Genomic DNA, 17916 nt, shown 5'->3' with positions numbered 1-17916 from the left:
AGGGAGAGAGAAAATGAAGACTTCGGTGCTCGCGCTCGGCCTCGTTGCGGCCGCTGCTCTGACCAGCCAGGCCCATGCTGACAAGCTGGATGACGTCATCGGCTCGGGTACGCTGCGTTGCGCAGTCGTGCTCGACTTCCCGCCGATGGGTTCTCGCGACGAGAACAACAACCCGATCGGTTTTGACGTCGACTACTGCAACGACCTCGCAAAGGCACTCGGCGTCACCGCCGAAATCGTCGAGACCCCGTTCCCGGAGCGCATTCCCGCTCTGATGTCGGGCCGCGTCGACGTCGGCGTTGCCTCGACCTCCGACACGCTTGAGCGCGCCAAGACCGTCGGCATGACGATCCCCTACTTCGCCTTCGAAATGGCCGTCACTGCCAACGAGAAGTCGGGCGTCAAGTCCTTCGAAGACATGAAGGGCAAGGTTGTCGGCGCGACCGCCGGCACGTTCGAAGCGATCGCTCTCGAAAAGCAGGTCAAGGAATGGGGCGCCGGTGAGTTCCGTCCGTACCAGACCCAGGCGGACGTCTTCCTCGCGCTCAGCCAGGGCCAGATCGACGCTACGGTTTCGACCTCGACCGTCGCCCAGGCCAACGTGAAGGGCGGCAAGTTCGCCGGCATCTCCGTCGTCGGCAAGGCTCCGTTCGACACCGACTACGTCGCGCTCTTCACCAACCGCGAAGAATACGGCTTCATCAACTTCCTCAACCTCTTCATCAACCAGCAGGTCCGCACCGGCCGCTACGCTGAACTTTACGAAAAGTGGGTCGGCGGCGAACTTCCGGACCTTACGGCTAAGGGCGTTTACCGCTAATATGCCGTTTATCTGGCGGCGCGAAGTTTAGCTTCGCGCCGCTATTCGTTTCCGAAGAGGTGAGACGAAACATGTTCAGCTATACCTTTCATTGGAACCAGGCGCTGAAAGCCCTGCCACAGATGCTCGACGGAGCGCTGGTCACCCTGCAGGTGGCTCTGCTCTCGATGGTCATCGGCCTGGCACTGGCGCTCGCGCTGACGGCTTGCCGCCTGTCGGGCAATCGCATCCTCGGTGGTTTTGCCACCGCCTGGGTCGAGATCGCCCGCAACACGCCGGCGCTGTTCCAGATCTACATGGCCCATTTCGGCCTCGGCAATTTCGGTATCCACCTGAGCCCCTATACGGCGCTGCTCGCGGGGATCGCCTTCAACAATGCCGGTTATCTCGCGGAAAACTTCCGCGGCGCCCTCAAGGCCATTCCCGATACCCAGGCGCGGGCCGGCCGCTCGCTCGGCATGACCCCGGTGCAGGCCTTCCGCTACATCGTGCTGCCGCAGATGCTGCGCATCGCCTTCCTGCCCGTCACCAACCAGATGGTCTGGGCGATCCTGATGACCTCGCTTGGCGTTACCGTCGGCATGAACACCGACCTTGCCGGCATCACCCAGGAACTGAACGCCCGTTCGTTCCGCACCTTCGAATTCTTCGCGATCGCGGCGATCATCTATTACCTGATCGCCAAGGCCGTGACGCTGGGCGCGCGCCTGCTCGCCGCGCGCATGTTCCGCTACTAAGGAGAGGTGAGAGATGTTCAATACCGCCCTCACCCTCGCTGATCTCGGCTTCCTGCTGCAGGGCGCCTTGATGACGCTCGCGGTCACCGCCGTCTCGGTTACCGCCGGCACCGTGCTCGGCATCATCTTCGGCGTCGTGCGCAACCAGGTCGGCCCCTATTGGGCCGCTCCGCTCACCTTCGTGCTCGACATCTTCCGTTCGGTGCCGCTGCTGATCCAGCTGGTTCTTGCCAATGCCTTCCAGGCGATCGCCAAGCTCGGCTGGGCACCGTTCACGACCTCCTGCGTGGTGCTGTCGCTCTATACGGCCGCCTATTGCACCGAGATCGTTCGTGGCGGCATCTCTTCCGTGCCACCGACGACGCGCCGCGCCGCCCGCTCGCTCGGCATGACCTGGTGGCAGGACATGCGCTACATCGTGGCGCCGCTTGCGACCCGCGTTTCGCTGCCGTCCTGGATCGGCCTGACGCTCGGCGTCATGAAGGACTCCGCACTCGTCCTCTGGCTCGGCCTGATCGAACTCTTGCGCGCCTCGCAGGTGCTCGTCACCCGCCTGCAGGAACCGCTGCTGATCCTTCTGATCTGCGGCGCCATCTACTTCCTCATCAGCTTCCCGATCGCCCGGCTCGGCGGTTACCTTGAAAAACGGTGGTCCAATGATTGAGATCCAGAACGTTCGCAAATCCTTCGGCTCGCTGGAGGTTCTCAAAGGCATCGACCTCACCGTCAACAAGGGCGAGGTGCTGACCATCATTGGCGGCTCCGGTTCCGGCAAGTCGACCCTGCTGACCTGCATCAACGGTCTCGAGCCGATCGATGCCGGCCGCATCCTCGTCGACGGCACCGAGGTCCACGCGAAATCAACAAACCTCAACAAGCTGCGCAGCAAGCTCGGCATCGTCTTCCAGCAGTTCAATGCTTTCCCGCACCTGACCGTGCTTGAAAACGTCATGCTGGCGCCGCGCAAGGTGCTCGGCCTCTCCAAGGAAAAGGCCGAGGAGAACGCCGTCAAGCAGCTCACGCACGTCGGCCTCGGCGAGAAGCTCGGCGTCTATCCAACCCGCATGTCGGGCGGCCAGCAGCAGCGCATGGCGATCGCCCGCGCACTCGCAATGTCGCCGGAATACATGCTGTTTGACGAAGTGACCTCGGCGCTCGATCCGCAGCTCGTCGGCGAAGTGCTCGACACGCTGCGCATGCTGGCCTCCGAGGGCATGACGATGATCTGCGTCACCCATGAAATGAAGTTTGCCCGCGAAGTTTCCGACCGCGTCGCCTTCTTCCACAAGGGCGTGATGGCGGAAATCGCCGCACCGGAAGCGCTCTTCGGCGCGCCGAAGGATCCGGAACTCCAAAAGTTCCTCGCAGCGACGCACTGAGCCGATCATGAAGGATGCAGTTCAGCCTGACGTCATCGTCATCGGCGCCGGCGTTGTCGGCCTTTCTGCGGCGATCGCCGCCCAGGCACGGGGACTTTCCGTCACCGTGCTCGACCGGGAAGGCCCGGCAGCAGGTGCCTCGGCGGGCAACGCCGGGGCCTTCGCCTTCACCGACATCCTGCCGCTCGCGTCACCCGGCATCTTGAAGAAGGCGCCGAAGTGGCTGCTCGACCCGCTTGGGCCCTTGAGCGTGCCACCGGCCTATGCGGCACAGATCGCGCCGTGGATGTTCCGCTTCTGGCGCGCCTGCTCGGCAAGCCGCGTGGCCCATTCGACGACCGCCCAGACGGCGATGATGGACCTCTCCAAGGCCGAGCTCGAACCTTTCCTCGCCGAGACCGGCACCCTGCCGATGCTGCGCAAGGAAGGCAATCTGCAGGTCTATGAAAGCGAAGCCGAGCTGAAGGCCTCTCTTCCCGGCTGGACCGCGCGAGCCGAACACGGCATCGAGTTCCGGCACATGGGCGCGGCCGAGATGGCCGAGATCCAGCCTGGTCTCGCATCGCGCTTCACCCATGGCACCTTTACCCCCGGCTGGTATTCCATCGCCGATCCCAAGCTCTACACGCTGGCGCTGGCAGACCATTTCCGCGCCAAGGGAGGTGTGATCGAGCGTGCCGAAGTTACGGCACTGAAGCCGATCGAAGGTGGCGTCGAACTGACGGCCGACGGCAAGACGCGGCGGGCAGAACAGGTCGTGCTTTCAGCCGGCGCGTTCTCGCACCAGGTCGCCCGTACGCTCGGCGAGCGTATCCCGCTCGAAACCGAGCGCGGCTACAACACCACGCTGCCGCAGGATGCCTTCGATCTGCGCACCCAGGTAACCTTCGGCGGACACGGCTTCGTCGTCACCAGGCTTTCGACCGGTATCCGCGTCGGCGGCGCCGTCGAACTCGGCGGGCTGAAGCTGCCGCCGAACTTCCGCCGCTCGGAAGCCATGCTGAAGAAGGCGCAAGCCTTCCTGCCGGGCTTCAAGAGCGAGGGCGGCGTGCAATGGATGGGCTTCCGCCCGTCGCTGCCCGACAGCCTTCCGGCGATCGGCCGCGCCCGCGCCACCGGCCGCGTCGTCTACGCCTTCGGCCACGGCCATCTCGGTCTCACGCAATCGGCCGGCACCGCACGGCTCGTTGCCGACCTGCTCACCGGCCGGCGGCCGGCGATCGATATCAGTTGCTTCTCGCCCCAACGTTTCTGACAGAGTTTAGACCATGGCCAACCACACCTTCTCCTGCATCGACGGCCACACCTGCGGCAATCCGGTCCGCCTCGTTTCCGGCGGCGGGCCACGACTCGAAGGCGCCAACATGCTGGAGAAGCGGGCCCATTTCCTGCGCGAGTTCGACTGGATCCGCACTGGCCTGATGTTCGAGCCGCGCGGCCACGACATGATGTCGGGCTCTATCCTCTATCCGCCGACCCGGGCCGACTGCGATGTCGCCGTGCTCTTCATCGAAACGTCGGGCTGCCTGCCGATGTGCGGCCACGGCACGATCGGCACCATCACCATGGCGATCGAAAACGGCCTGATCACGCCGCGCGAACCGGGCAAGCTTTCAATCGACGCGCCGGCCGGCAAGGTCGACATCACCTATCGCCAGGAAGGCCGCTTCGTCGAAGAAGTGCGCCTCACCAACGTTCCGGGCTTCCTCTACGCCGAGGGGCTGACGGCTGAAGTCGAGGGTCTTGGCGAGATCGTCGTCGACGTCGCCTATGGCGGCAACTTCTACGCCATCGTCGAACCGCAGAAGAATTTTCGCGACATGGCCGACCATACGGCCGGAGAACTTGTCGGCTGGAGCCCGAAGCTCCGCGCGGCGCTCAACGCCAAATACGAGTTCGTGCATCCGGAGCACCCGGAAATCAAGGGCCTCAGCCACATCCAGTGGACCGGCAAGCCAACACAGGCAGAAGCGCATGCGCGCAACGCCGTCTTTTACGGCGAAAAGGCGATCGACCGCTCGCCCTGCGGCACCGGCACGTCGGCGCGCATGGCCCAGCTTGCCGCCAAGGGCAAGCTCAAGGTCGGTGACGAGTTCGTGCACGAATCGATCATCGGTTCGCTGTTCAAGGGCCGTGTCGAGGCAGCGACCAAGGTCGCCGACCGCGACGCCATCATCCCGTCGATTGCCGGCTGGGCCCGCATGACCGGCATCAACACGATCTTCATCGATGACCGCGACCCCTTTGCTCATGGATTTGTCGTAAAATGACCCAATCGATCTCCGCCCGCAGCATTCTTTCCGGCTCCGCCGATGGCCCCATCATCGCCACGGAGGAGGCGCTGAGCTTCTGGGGCGGGGTCGATCCGGCAACGGGTCGGGTGATCGACGTGCACCATCCGCTGCACGGCCTCTGTCTGACCGACGGCATCCTGATGATGCCGTCGAGCCGCGGCTCCTGCACCGGTTCGGGCGTGCTGCTCGACATGGCGCTGACCGGCCGTGCGCCGGCGGCCCTGGTCTTCTCGGAAGCGGAAGACGTGCTGACGCTCGGCGCGCTGATCGCGGCCGAAATGTTCGGAAAATCCCTGCCGGTGCTTCGGCTTTCGCGCGACGCCTTCAAGGCGCTGGCGCAGGCAAAGACCGCGCGCATCAGCGATACGGCAATCGAAGCCGATGGCCTGACAATTCCGGTCGCTCCGCCGGCAATGACGGCGCTTGATCTCACCGACGACGATCGCGCCATGCTCGACGGTCGTGACGGCATCGCCGTGCAACAGGCGATGCGCATCATCGCGGCGATGGCGGCGCAGCAGGGTGCGGAAAAGCTCATCGACGTGGTCCAGGGCCATATCGACGGCTGCATCTATGCGAGCCCGGCAAACCTCACCTTCGCCGAGAAGATGGCGGACATGGGGGCCAAGGTTCGCGTGCCGACGACCATGAATGCGATCTCGGTCGACTTTGCCAACTGGCAGGCGCAGGGCGTGCCGGAGAGCTTCGGCGATCCGGCAGCACGGCTTGCCGACGCCTATGTGCGCATGGGCTGCCGCCCGACCTTCACCTGCTCGCCCTATCTGCTCGACAGTGCGCCGAAATCCGGCGAAGCCATCGCCTGGGCGGAATCGAACGCCGTCATATTCGCCAACACGGTGCTCGGCGCGCGCACGGCCAAACACCCGGACTTTCTCGATCTCTGCATCGCGCTCACCGGTCGTGCACCGCTCTCGGGCGTCTATCTCGACGCGCCGCGCAAGGCGACGCGCGTCATCGACGTGGAACTGCCTGAGGATATCGACGATGCCTTCTGGCCGCTGATCGGTTATCTCGCCGGCAAGGCAGCACCCGACCGCATCCCGCTTTTGCGCGGTCTTGCATCGGCAAAGCCCTCGCGCGACGACCTCAAGGCGCTTTGCGCCGCCTTCGGCACCACGTCCGCATCCCCGATGCTGCATGTGGAGGGCGTGACCCCGGAAGCGGAAGGTGCCGCCGCCAAGGATGCCGACCACACGACGATCACGCGCGCCGACATGGCCGCGGCCTGGTCGCTCCTGAACGACGGTCCGGCGGAGGTCGAGCTTGTCGCCATCGGCAGCCCGCATGCGTCGCTCGAGGAATGCCGCGCGCTGGCCACAGCCTTCGACGGCCGCAAGCGCGATAGCAACGTCGCCGTGATCGTCACCGCCGGGCGAGACGCGATAGCCGCAGCGCGGGACGAAGGTCTGCTTGCCCGCCTTGAGGAGAGCGGCATCCAGGTCCTGCCGGATCTTTGCTGGTGCTCGATCTCCGAACCGGTCTTTCCGACCAAGACCCGGGCGCTGATGACCAATTCCGGGAAATACGCCCATTACGGTCCCGGTCTTTCCGGCCGCGCCGTGCGCTTCAGCAACCTCGCCGACTGCGTCGAGGCAGCGCTCACCGGCCGCGTTCCGGCGCGCCTGCCAGCCTGGCTGGCCTAAAGGCTCGTTCCCTGGCTCAGGCGCCGCTGTGCGGCGGCGCTATCGAGGCGCCGAGCTCGTCGCCTCCCGACCCCAACTGATCGGCGTGGGGCTCGATGAATCCCTGACGCCGCCTCAAGCGGTGGAACGCACCTAAGGCGAGACGCAGGGCCTATCGGCCGGCCGCCGTCGAAGACAACTTATCTTTGGTTGCAGCGCCGGGCATCGGCCATGTCGAGACAGCGACCATGCGCGACGCGGTTCTGGCCCTTCTTTTCCACCACCTCGGCGGACCCGGCGGCGGCTGACGCAACCGAACGTGGCGCTCGCACAGAAAACGCCTGGGCGCATGCGGCGCCAATCGCGCACGCCGGCGCTCAACGCCTTATGACCACCGCTTCGATCAGGTTTTCGTGATGCCACAGTCACGATTTTTCATTCATTGAAACAACCCCTTCGAGAATCACGAGAAAGCGAGTACTCTGAAGGAACATTGCGCATGGGACGCCGTTTATTCGAATGAGCGAGCCGATAAGCAGCGATCCCCGTCTCAGCCAGCGGCCGCGGGAGAGCATGATGCAAAAGAGCGAATGCGACGTCTTTGATCTCTTCTCGGAGATCTATACAAGTGCAGCGCAAGAAGAAATCAGTCTTCAGGAATACCTTCTGGCATGTCGCGACGACAAAAGTATGTATGCCACCGCACAGGAGCGGATGGTTACAGCCATAGGTAATCCAACCCTCATCGATACCAGCGCGGACGAACGTCTCGGCCGCATCTTCTCAAACCGGACCGTCAAGATCTATCCATCCTTCGCCGACTTCTACGGCATGGAAGATACGATCGAGCGCATCGTCGGCTACTTCCGCTATGCCGCGCAGGGGCTGGAGGAGCGCAAGCAGATCCTCTACCTGCTCGGCCCGGTCGGCGGCGGAAAGTCGTCGCTCGCCGAGCGCCTGAAAAAACTGATGGAACTTCAGCCGATCTACACGCTGGCGGTCGGCGGCAAGGTCAGTCCCGTCTTTGAATCACCGCTTGGCCTCTTCCATCCCGACCGCATGGCCGACCTGCTCGAAGACAAATACGGCATCGGCCGACGCCGTCTGACCGGCCTGATCTCGCCCTGGGCTACGAAGCGCCTCGACGAAGTCGATGGCGACATCTCCAAATTCAGCGTCGTCAAGCTGATGCCGTCGCGGCTGCGCCAGGTGGCTATCGCCAAGACCGAGCCCGGAGACGAGAACAATCAGGACGTTTCCTCGCTGGTCGGCAAGGTCGACATCCGCCAGCTCGAAAACTACAGCCAGGCCGATCCCGATGCCTATTCCTATAGCGGCGGCCTCAACCGCACGACGCAAGGCTTGCTCGAATTCGTCGAGATGTTCAAGGCGCCGATCAAGGTGCTGCATCCGCTTTTGACCGCAACCCAGGAAGGCAACTACAACGGCACCGAAAGCTTCGGAGGCTTCCCCTATCAGGGCATCGTTGTTGCGCACTCGAACGAGTCCGAATGGCTGCAGTTCAAGAACAACAAGAACAACGAGGCCTTCCTCGACCGCATCCTCGTGGTAAAGGTGCCTTACTGCCTGCGCGTCACCGAAGAGCGGCAGATCTACGAGAAGCTGCTGCGCGAAAGCGAACTGACCAAGAGTCCCTGCGCGCCGGAAGTGCTGGAAAGCCTCAGCCGCTTCACCGTCTCCACCCGCCTTGCCCGTCACGAGAATTCGCCGCTCTACACCAAGATGCGGGTCTATGACGGCGAGAACCTGAAGGACACCGATCCCAAGGCGAAGTCCGTTCAGGAATATCGCGACGCCGCCGGCGTCGACGAGGGTATGACCGGCATCAGCACCCGCTTTGCCTTCAAGGTTCTGTCGGAAACCTTCAACTACGACACCAAGGAGGTCGCGGCCGATCCCGTGCACCTCATGTACATTCTGGAACAGGCGATCCGCCGCGAACAGTTCCCGAAGGAGACGGAAGCGAGCTACCTCGACTTCATCAAGTCCGAGCTGGCATCGCGCTATGCCGAATTCATCGGCCACGAAATCCAGAAGGCCTATCTCGAATCCTACAGCGAATACGGCCAGAACCTGTTCGACCGTTACATCGCCTATGCCGACGCCTGGCTCGAAGATCAGGACTTCAAGGACCCGGATACCGGACAAATCCTCAACCGGGAGATCCTCGACAGCGAACTGTCGCAGATCGAAAAGCCGGCCGGCATCGCCAATCCCAAGGACTTCCGCAACGAGGTCGTCAAGTTCACCCTGCGCGCCCGCGCCAAGAACCATGGGCGCAACCCCTCCTGGACGAGCTACGAAAAGCTTCGCGACGTGATCGAGAAGCGCATGTTCGGCCAGGTCGAAGACCTGCTTCCGGTCATCAGCTTCGGCTCGAAGAAGGACAGCGCATCCGAGAAGCAACACGCCGAGTTCGTCCAACGCATGACGGAACGCGGCTATACGGAGCGTCAGGTCCGGCGGCTGGTCGATTGGTATATGCGGGTCAACAAGGCGGGCTGACGATGCCGAAGCAGGGGATTGGTATATGCCGAATTTCATCGACCGGCGGCTCAATCCGAAGGATAAGAGCCTCGGCAATCGACAACGCTTTCTGAAGCGGGCCCGCGAAGAGCTCAAGCGGGTCATCAAGGATCAGGTCAAGTCGGACAGGATCATCGACGTCGACGCCGCGCATGGCGTGCCGATGCCGACTGATGGTGCCAGCGAGCCCACGTTCCAGCCGTCCCGCGGCTCCGGCGAACGCAACTACGTGCTTCCCGGCAACAAGGAGTTTTCGGCAGGCGACCGCCTGCCGAAACCGGAAGCGGGCGGCGGTGGCGGCGGCAAGGGCAAGCCCGGAACCGGCGAAAGCGACGATGATTTCCAGTTCATCCTGTCGCGCGAGGAAGTACTGGACCTCTTTTTCGAGGATTTGGAGCTCCCCGACATGGTCAAGCTCAGCCTCAAGGAAACGGTCACATTCAAGCCCCGCCGCGCCGGCTTCGCCACGGCGGGAACGCCGACGAACATCAATGTCGGGCGCACGATGCGCAACAGTTTTGGCCGGCGCCTGGCGCTGCACCGGCCGAAGGAGAAGGAACTGACCGCGGTCACCGACGAGATCGCGCAACTGGAAGTGGAGCCGGAGCCGACGGCGAAGAGCCGACAGAGGCTCAAGGAACTGCGGGTCGAGCTGGAAAGGATCGAGAAGAAGCGGCGGCGCATCCCTTACGTCGATCCGGTCGACATCCGCTTCAACCGCTTCGAGCAGCAGCCGCTGCCGAACGCCAACGCCGTCATGTTCTGCCTGATGGACGTCTCGGCCTCCATGGGCGAGCGCGAGAAGGACCTCGCCAAACGCTTCTTCGTGCTTCTGCACCTGTTTTTGAAACGGCGCTACGAACGCATCGACATCGTCTTCATCCGCCATACGGACGAGGCGCGCGAAGTCGACGAGGAGACCTTCTTCTACAGCACCCAGAGCGGCGGCACGATCGTATCGACCGCGCTCGAAGAGATGATCAGGATCGTCGAGGACCGCTACCCCTCGCAGATCTGGAACATCTATGCGGCCCAAGCCTCCGACGGCGACAACATCATTGGCGACAGCGAACATTGTGCGGCACTGCTGCGGGAAAAACTCACGAAGCTCTGCCAGTACTATGCCTATGTCGAGATCATCGACGAGCGCGAGACGGAAATCTTCGGCTCGACGGACAACGGCACCGCGCTCTGGCGCGCCTATCGCACGGTGGACGGCGAGAAGTCGAATTTCCAGATGACCCGGATCGCCAAGCCCGCCGACATCTACCCGGTCTTCCGCAGGCTTTTTGCCCGGCAGCCGGCCGCACGCACCCGGAAGTGAGGGGGAGACCGGATGGCACGACGCACGACCTCAGGTCTCCTGTTCCAGGGGTCCGACTGGAATTTTGCGACGCTGTCGCGTGCTTACGACGCGATCGAGCAGGTCGCGCTCGAAGAAATGGGCCTCAGCGTCTACCCGAACCAGCTGGAGATCATCACCTCCGAACAGATGCTCGACGCCTATTCCTCGGTCGGCATGCCGCTCATGTACCAGCACTGGTCCTTCGGCAAGCGCTTTGCCTATGAGGAGCATCACTACCGTAAGGGCCACCGCGGTCTTGCCTATGAGCTGGTGATCAATTCCAATCCCTGCATCACCTATCTCATGGAAGAAAACACCATGGCGATGCAGGCGCTGGTGACCGCGCATGCCGCTTTCGGCCATAACCACTTCTTCAAGAACAACTATCTCTTTCGCCAGTGGACCGATGCCGGCGCGATCCTGAGCTATATGGATTTCGCCAAGAAATACGTGACCAAATGCGAGGAGCGGCACGGCACTGCCGCCGTTGAAGCCATTCTCGATTCCGCCCATGCGCTGATGGACCAGGGCGTCTTCCGCTACCGCCGCCCGCCACGCCTCTCCTCTGAAAAGGTGCGCGAAAGGGCGCGCGAGCGGCTGGAATATGAGGAGCAGACCTATAGCGACCTCTGGCGGACCCTGCCGCAGGTCGCCGAGAGCCGTGATCCGGCCGAGGCCGAGCGCGACGCTTCGGAGCGCAAGAAGGTGCTCAACCTGCCGGAGGAAAACCTGCTCTATTTCCTCGAAAAACACAGCCTGATCCTGGAGCCCTGGCAGCGCGAGCTGCTCAGGATCGTGCGTGTCATCGCGCAATATTTTTCACCGCAGCGCCAGACGAAGGTCATGAATGAGGGCTGCGCCACCTTCGTGCATTACACCATCATCAACCGCCTCTACGACCAGGGCAGGATTGGCGAAGGTCACATGCTGGAACTGTTGCAGAGCCATTCCAACGTCGTGTTCCAGCCGGATTTCAACGACCGGCGCTACCCGGGCATCAACCCCTACGCGCTCGGCTTTGCGATGATGCAGGATATCCAGCGGATTGCCACCGAACCGACGGAGGAAGACCGCGACTGGTTCCCGTCTTTCGCCGGCAACGGCGACTGGATGGAAACGCTGCGTGACGCCTGGGCGAACCATCGCGACGAGTCCTTCATCCTGCAGTATCTGAGCCCGGCGGTGATGCGCAAGTTCCGGCTGTTCCAGCTCTCCGATCGCTCGTCGGATCGTTTCGTCGAGGTTGCCTCGATCCACAACGAGCGCGGCTATTCCGCGGTCCGTTCGGCGCTCGCCAACAGCTACGACGTTGCTGCCAACCAGCCGGACATCCAGGTGATGGACGTCGATCTGCTCGGTGACCGGCAATTGCGGCTGCAGCACAATGTCAAGCACGGTATCCTGCTCGACGAGGGCAGCCGCGACGCGACGATGCGCCATATCCGCCATCTCTGGGGCTATGAGGTGAGCCTCGCCGGCGTCGATGCCCAAAGCGGGCGCACGGTGTACGAGTGCTCGACGGCAAAATCGTCCGAGTGAACGGATAAAAGCCGTGCGTCGTGGCCATCATTAGAATTGGTGGCAGACATTAGAATTATTGGGCCATAAAGACGCACCGCCGCGGGACCCGGTTGAGGCGCAGCTTGCGTTGAACTGCACTGTGGCGGACGTTCAGCCTGCGATAACGTCGGGCGTGGCCGGCAAGGCCGCTGCCTCCTGCTCGGCCGCCGCAGCGAGCCAATCGTGGAAGGCGGTCATCGCCGGCGTGACGGGACGCGATTTCAGCCGCGTCAGCCAGTAGCTTCCCATCGAGGTATGAACGTCGAAGGGCTGGCGCATCGTGCCGTTCGACAGCAGCCGCGAGAACATCAGCGGCGGCGCCAGCGCCACGCCAATCCCCTGGGCCGCTGCCTCCATCATCGCCAGCGAACTATCGAAGACGATGCCCTTGAGCAGGGGCGCCGGATAGGCGATGCCGGCTGCATCGAACCAGGTCACCCACTCGTCGGCCCGATAGGACCGGAGCAGCGTTTCGTCGAGCAGATCGGCCGGCGTCTTCAGCCGCTCGGCGATCTCGGGGATGCAAAGCACGGATAGCGGCGCCTCGAAGAGCCGCGTCGCCTCGATATTGTGCCACGAGCCGCCGCCGAAGCGTATAGCGAAATCCAGCCCCTCGGCCGCCATATCGACGCGGTTGTTGTTGGTGGAGAGGCGAACGTCGACAAAGGGATACTTCGCCTGGAAATCCGCGAGCCGCGGCAGCAGCCAACCGACCGCAAACGTGCCGACGGCGCCGATCATCAGCACTTCGCGAATATGCCCCGCCTCGAAGCGGTCGAGCATGTCCGCCATCCGGTCGAAGCTATCGCGCAGAACCGGCAGCAACGCCTCGCCCTCCGCCGTGATCATCAGTCCGCGCGGCAGCCGCTTGAACAGGGTCACGTTCAGGCGGTTTTCGAGAAGCTTGACCTGATGGCTGACCGCAGCTTGCGTAACGCAGAGCTCGATTGCCGCGCGCGTAAAGCTCAGATGCCGCGCCGAGGCTTCGAAAGCGCGTAGCGCATTGAGCGGAAGATATGGCCTGACCATGAATGCCCTAACTCACCTAATGGGTCTCGCAAATAAACGTGGTTTGTTGCGTAAGCACAATCCCTTTACGGTGAACTTTATCGGCGGTGCGTGCCGTTGCCCGGAAGCCGCCAACTCAGGAAAGGCGCGGTCAGCCGCACCGCTTTCGGAGACCTGATCCATGCGCCGTTTCATCTGGCCCTAGCGGCCGCAGGCACCGTCACCGAGCCAACGTCCGCGGACGTAGGCGCACCCCGATACTCCGCTCCGCATGCGCTGCCCGCCCCACGAACACCCGTGTCGGCGACGCTGCCTGCTGCCATGAAGGTCCGCTCTGCCCGTTATGAAGCTCCTCGTAAATCTGCTCGGCACATGCCTCAATCTTACTGTCGTCGTCGCGCTGGCCGCCGCCGCGCTCGTCGCAGCCCTGACGCGACACCTGCCCGATCACCGCACGCTCGCCAACTGGGAGCCGGCGGTGACCAGCCGCCTCTATGCCGCCGACGGCACGATGGTCGCGGAACTCGCGCGGGAACGCCGGCTGTTCCTGCCCATCGCCACCATCCCCGCACGCGTGCGCCAGGCGTTCCTCTCCGCCGAGGACAAGAACTTCTACACCCATCCCGGCATCGATGTTGCGAGCATCGGCACGGCGCTCTTTGCCAATCTCGCCAACTACGGCTCCGGTCGCCGCATGATCGGCGGCTCGACGATCACGCAGCAGATCGCCAAGAATTTCCTGCTGACGTCGGACCGGACTGTGGAGCGCAAGCTGCGCGAGGCGATCCTTTCGCTGCGGATCGACCAGACCTATTCCAAGGACCGCATCCTCGAACTCTATCTCAACGACATCTATCTCGGGCGCGGTGCCTATGGCGTGGCGCAGGCAGCGCTCACCTATTTCGACAAGCCGGTCAGCGAGCTCTCGGTCGCGGAGGCAGCCTTCCTCGCAGCCCTGCCGAAGGCGCCCAACAATTACGACCCGGACCGCCAGGCGGAGCGGGCAACCGGCCGCCGCAACTGGGTGATCGACCAGATGCGGCAGAACGGCGTCATCGACACCGCCGCCGCCGCCAAGGCATCCGCTTCCTCGCTCGGCGTCAGGCAACGCCAACAATCGCCCGCGGTCGCCAGTTCCGACTATTTCACCGAGGACGTCCGCCGCCAGCTCAACGCCCGATACGGCGAGACCGCCCTTTATACGGCCGGCTTTTCCGTGCGCACGACGCTCGATCCGCGATTGCAGGCCGCCGCCATGACGGCGTTGCGCAAAGGCCTCGTCGCCTATGACCAGGCAAAGGGCTACCGCGGCCCCGTCACCAGGCTCCGTTCGACCGGAAACTGGGCGCCGGCGCTTGCCAGGCTCCAGCCGCTCGCCGACGTGCCGGAATGGCGGCTCGGCGTGGTGCTGGCGACTGACAAGGATGGAGCAGAGATCGGGCTAAGGCCGACGGTCGCGGCACGAAGCGGTGCTCTTGGCACCAACGAGACGATCCGCCTTGGCCGGCCGGGCATGGCCTGGGCGCTCTGCCGCTCGGCCAAGGCAAAGCGGGGCTGCGCCGCGGGACCCGACGGGGCTCTGGCGCCCGGCGACGTCGTCTATGTGGAAAAGACGGGCGACGGCTACTTGCTCCGGCAGCCGCCGCTCGTGCAGGGCGCGCTCGTTTCCATGGACCCGAACACCGGCCGGGTGCTGGCGGTCGCCGGCGGTTTTTCCTATGCCCAGTCGGAATTCAACCGCGCAACCCAGGCCTATCGCCAGCCGGGCTCGTCGTTCAAGCCCTTCGTCTATGCCGCGGCCCTCGACAACGGCTATGCGCCGACGACGCTGGTGATGGATGCGCCGATCGCCCTTGCCGACGGCGCCGGGCGAATGTGGAAACCGAAGAACTACGACGGTCGCTTCAGCGGTCCATCGACCCTGCGCGTCGGGCTCGAAAACAGCCGCAACCTGATGACCGTGCGCCTTGCCCGCCATCTCGGCATGGATCTGGTCGCCGACTACGGCAAGCGCTTCGGCATCTATGACGAGCTGAGGCCTTACCTGCCGATGTCGCTCGGCGCCGGCGAAACGACGCTGCTCAGGCTGGTCTCGGCCTATGCGGTCATCGCCAATGGCGGCAGGGCCGTCACGCCTTCGATGGTCGATCGCGTCCAGGATCGTTACGGCCGCACGATCTTTCGCCACGACCAGCGCAAGTGCGACGCTTGCAACGCCTCCGACTGGACTGGCCAGGAAGAGCCCATGCCCGTGGACGACCGCGACTACGTGCTCGATCCGATGACCGCCTATCAGGTCACTTCGATGCTGCGCGGCGTTGTCGAACGTGGCACTGCTCGAAATGTCGGCTCGCTCGGCGTACCGATCGCCGGAAAGACCGGCACCACCAATGACGAGAAAGACGTCTGGTTCGTCGGCTACACGCCCGATATCGTCACCGGTGTCTTCCTCGGCTACGACACGCCGAAGCCCATGGGCTACGGCGAAACCGGCGGCGGCCTCGCCGCACCCATTTTCATCGATTTCATGAAGGTGGCTCTTGCGGGGCGGGCGGCGGCCGATTTCCACGCGCCAACAGGCATGATGGTCGAGGCGATCGACCGGAAGAGCGGCCAGCCGCTGCCGGCGGGCACGCCGGGTGCCATTCTCGAATCCTTCAAGCCGGGCACTGCCCCCTGCGCCGGCGGCTGCCCGGTCATCGACGGCTTCGAGACGGCGAGCACATCGGCCACGGCCGATGCGGATCTTACGCCCGAACAGCGGGCGAAGCTTCTCACCAACAGCAACGGACTTTATTGAGATGGCACGCAAGGTTCAGCTCCGGCCGGATCCCCGCGGCCGCCTCCTCCTCGTCATCGGCGCCTTCGCGCTCGTCTTCGGCCTCATGCTCGCGCGTCTCGTCCAGCTCGGCGCCGCCGACTACGAGCGCACCGGCTACATACCGCCGCCGCCGTCGCTCGGCCGTCCCTCGATCCTTGACCGCAACGGCAATCTGCTGGCGATCGACGTGCCGAGTTCCGGGCTCTACGCCGAGCCTCGACTGATCGTCGATGTGGACGAGGCAGTCGAGAAGCTGACCGAGATCTTCCCTGATCTCGACGGGCGCGACCTCTATCGTCGGCTGAAGAGCGGTGCGGCGTTTGCCTGGATCAAGCGGCAGGTGACGCCGGCCGAAGAGCAGGCCGTCTGGAACGCCGGCCTTCCAGCGATCGGCTTCCAGCGCGAGAAACAGCGCTTCTATCCCAACGGCACGCTTGCCGCCCACGTGCTCGGCGCGGTCGATATCGACAATATTGGCATCGCCGGCATCGAGCGCTGGATCGAGGGCCAGGGGCTGGAGGTGCTGCGCCAGAGCGGCATGGATCTCTCCCATCGCAACCTCGAGCCGGTGAGCACGACGCTCGATATCCGCATCCAGCATGCGCTCGAGGTCGAGTTGCGCAAGGCGATCGCCAAGTTCAGCGCCAAGGCCGGAGCCGGCCTGGTGCTCGACGTCACCAATGGCGAGATCCTGGCGCTCGTTTCTTACCCGGATTTCGACCCGAACCTGCCGGTGGACGCGCTGAAGCCCGACCGTATCAACCGCATCGCCGCCGCCACCTTCGAGATGGGCTCGACCTTCAAGGCACTGACGACGGCCATGGCGCTCGATTCCGGCCAGTTCACGCTCCGCTCCGTCATCGACGCCAGCAAGCCGCTCGCCTTCGGCCGCTTCCGCATCAACGACTACCGCGGCCAGCATCGACCACTGACGGTGCCGGAGGCCTTCATCTATTCGTCAAACATCTCGATGGCGAAAATGGCGATATCCGTCGGCCCGGAGAACCTGCGGGCATTCCTGACGCGCTTCGGGCAGATGTCGCGGCTGATGACGGAACTGCCCGAAAGCGCCCACCCACAATTGCCGCGACGCTGGGGCGAGATCGACACGGCGACCGCCTCCTACGGCCACGGCATCGCCGTGACGCCGCTGCAGGCGAGCATCGCGGTGGCGGCTCTCGTCAACGGTGGGCGCCTTATAAGGCCAACTCTGATCAAGGGTGCGGCGCTCGACGAACGCATCATCGCGCGCAATCTGATCAAGCCGGAGACCGGCGAGGCGCTGCGCTATCTGCTGCGGCTCAACGCCAAGACCGGCTCGGCAAAGAAGGCGGAGGTCAAAGGGTATTTCATCGGCGGCAAGACCGGCACCGCCGAAAAGGTGGTCAGCGGGCGCTACTCGAAGGAGCTGAACATCACATCCTTCATGGGCGTCGTTCCCGTCGACAATCCGCGGTATCTGCTTCTCACTTTGCTCGACGAGCCCAAGGGTCTGAAGGAGACCTATGGCTTCCGCACCTCCGGCTGGAATGCAGCACCGCTGGGCGGCGCGGTTTTCGAACGGATCTTGCCGATGCTTGCGCTCATGCCCGATTTCGAAATCGCAGACGTCAGCTTCCCCGAGATCAGCAGCCAGGGCGCCTTTGGCTCCCAGCTCTTTCCGTCGCCGACGAACAGAGGGGAGCGCAACAGCGGCGCGATCGACGGAGCGCTTTGATCCCTGCCGCCGCGGCAGGCAATGACGCGCGAGCCGGCAACCGAA

Annotated in this window: 13 protein-coding genes; 12 read left to right on the top strand and 1 reads right to left on the bottom strand. The window is 63.8% G+C overall.

The genetic code is table 11. From position 1 onward, the window contains the following. Window positions 1–13 precede the first annotated feature (13 nt). The 10 genes from IB263_RS14805 to IB263_RS14760 all read left to right on the top strand — a co-directional run bounded on the left by IB263_RS14805 (window position 14) and on the right by IB263_RS14760 (window position 12304). The gene (locus tag IB263_RS14805) at window positions 14–820 is read left to right on the top strand and encodes a transporter substrate-binding domain-containing protein (RefSeq protein WP_034798420.1); all 807 of its coding nucleotides are present in this window, start codon (window positions 14–16) and stop codon (window positions 818–820) included. Window positions 821–891: 71 nt separating this feature from the next. Further along, a complete protein-coding gene (locus IB263_RS14800) occupies window positions 892–1557 on the top strand; it encodes an amino acid ABC transporter permease (protein ID WP_034798417.1) in 666 nt (221 codons plus the stop codon). Between the two features lie 13 nt (window positions 1558–1570). Continuing rightward, window positions 1571–2221, top strand: a complete 651-nt coding sequence (locus IB263_RS14795; protein WP_034798414.1) for an amino acid ABC transporter permease — start codon at window positions 1571–1573, stop codon at window positions 2219–2221. After that, window positions 2214–2936, top strand: a complete 723-nt coding sequence (locus IB263_RS14790; RefSeq protein WP_034798411.1) for an amino acid ABC transporter ATP-binding protein — start codon at window positions 2214–2216, stop codon at window positions 2934–2936. The genes IB263_RS14795 and IB263_RS14790 overlap by 8 nt, the downstream gene beginning before the upstream one ends. 7 nt (window positions 2937–2943) lie before the next feature. Continuing rightward, window positions 2944–4191, top strand: coding sequence for an FAD-binding oxidoreductase (locus IB263_RS14785; protein WP_192438643.1), 1248 nt, complete (start codon window positions 2944–2946; stop codon window positions 4189–4191). 13 nt (window positions 4192–4204) lie between these two features. Further along, on the top strand, window positions 4205–5206 hold the full coding sequence (locus IB263_RS14780) for a 4-hydroxyproline epimerase (protein ID WP_060521880.1): 1002 nt from the start codon (window positions 4205–4207) through the stop codon (window positions 5204–5206). After that, on the top strand, window positions 5203–6894 hold the full coding sequence (locus IB263_RS14775; protein WP_192438642.1) for an aconitase X: 1692 nt from the start codon (window positions 5203–5205) through the stop codon (window positions 6892–6894). The genes IB263_RS14780 and IB263_RS14775 overlap by 4 nt, the downstream gene beginning before the upstream one ends. A gap of 555 nt (window positions 6895–7449) precedes the next feature. Then, window positions 7450–9399, top strand: coding sequence for a PrkA family serine protein kinase (locus IB263_RS14770; protein WP_034798403.1), 1950 nt, complete (start codon window positions 7450–7452; stop codon window positions 9397–9399). 25 nt (window positions 9400–9424) lie between these two features. Next, a complete protein-coding gene (locus tag IB263_RS14765; protein ID WP_060521878.1) occupies window positions 9425–10744 on the top strand; it encodes a YeaH/YhbH family protein in 1320 nt (439 codons plus the stop codon). A 12-nt stretch (window positions 10745–10756) separates the two neighbouring features. Next, window positions 10757–12304 (top strand): SpoVR family protein, encoded by a 1548-nt coding sequence (locus IB263_RS14760; protein ID WP_034798401.1) that lies wholly within the window; start codon window positions 10757–10759, stop codon window positions 12302–12304. Window positions 12305–12436: 132 nt separating this feature from the next. Here IB263_RS14760 and IB263_RS14755 read toward each other — a convergent pair whose 3' ends face one another. Continuing rightward, a complete protein-coding gene (locus IB263_RS14755) occupies window positions 12437–13354 on the bottom strand; it encodes a LysR family transcriptional regulator (RefSeq protein WP_051659435.1) in 918 nt (305 codons plus the stop codon). Between the two features lie 322 nt (window positions 13355–13676). Between IB263_RS14755 and IB263_RS14750 the strand changes: the two genes are divergently transcribed. Further along, on the top strand, window positions 13677–16133 hold the full coding sequence (locus IB263_RS14750) for a penicillin-binding protein 1A (protein ID WP_192438641.1): 2457 nt from the start codon (window positions 13677–13679) through the stop codon (window positions 16131–16133). 1 nt (window position 16134) lies between these two features. Further along, window positions 16135–17871, top strand: coding sequence for a penicillin-binding protein 2 (locus IB263_RS14745; protein WP_192438640.1), 1737 nt, complete (start codon window positions 16135–16137; stop codon window positions 17869–17871). Window positions 17872–17916 lie beyond the last annotated feature (45 nt).

Origin of the sequence: Ensifer sp. ENS03 (assembly GCF_014852035.1) — a bacterium.
Taxonomy (GTDB): domain Bacteria; phylum Pseudomonadota; class Alphaproteobacteria; order Rhizobiales; family Rhizobiaceae; genus Ensifer; species Ensifer adhaerens.
The sequence above is the reverse complement of the archived record's forward strand: the minus strand, read 5'-3'. Positions and strand labels throughout refer to the sequence as shown.

Bases quoted from the DNA above. Each gene is read 5' to 3' on its own strand.
- IB263_RS14805 (WP_034798420.1), top strand. From the start codon at position 14: ATGAAGACTTCGGTGCTCGCGCTCGGCCTCGTTGCGGCCGCTGCTCTG.
- IB263_RS14780 (WP_060521880.1), top strand. From the start codon at position 4,205: ATGGCCAACCACACCTTCTCCTGCATCGACGGCCACACCTGCGGCAAT.
- IB263_RS14765 (WP_060521878.1), top strand. From the start codon at position 9,425: ATGCCGAATTTCATCGACCGGCGGCTCAATCCGAAGGATAAGAGCCTC.
- IB263_RS14775 (WP_192438642.1), top strand. From the start codon at position 5,203: ATGACCCAATCGATCTCCGCCCGCAGCATTCTTTCCGGCTCCGCCGAT.
- IB263_RS14770 (WP_034798403.1), top strand. From the start codon at position 7,450: ATGCAAAAGAGCGAATGCGACGTCTTTGATCTCTTCTCGGAGATCTAT.
- IB263_RS14755 (WP_051659435.1), bottom strand. From the start codon at position 13,354: ATGGTCAGGCCATATCTTCCGCTCAATGCGCTACGCGCTTTCGAAGCC.
- IB263_RS14790 (WP_034798411.1), top strand. From the start codon at position 2,214: ATGATTGAGATCCAGAACGTTCGCAAATCCTTCGGCTCGCTGGAGGTT.
- IB263_RS14800 (WP_034798417.1), top strand. From the start codon at position 892: ATGTTCAGCTATACCTTTCATTGGAACCAGGCGCTGAAAGCCCTGCCA.
- IB263_RS14795 (WP_034798414.1), top strand. From the start codon at position 1,571: ATGTTCAATACCGCCCTCACCCTCGCTGATCTCGGCTTCCTGCTGCAG.
- IB263_RS14745 (WP_192438640.1), top strand. From the start codon at position 16,135: ATGGCACGCAAGGTTCAGCTCCGGCCGGATCCCCGCGGCCGCCTCCTC.
- IB263_RS14785 (WP_192438643.1), top strand. From the start codon at position 2,944: ATGAAGGATGCAGTTCAGCCTGACGTCATCGTCATCGGCGCCGGCGTT.
- IB263_RS14760 (WP_034798401.1), top strand. From the start codon at position 10,757: ATGGCACGACGCACGACCTCAGGTCTCCTGTTCCAGGGGTCCGACTGG.
- IB263_RS14750 (WP_192438641.1), top strand. From the start codon at position 13,677: ATGAAGCTCCTCGTAAATCTGCTCGGCACATGCCTCAATCTTACTGTC.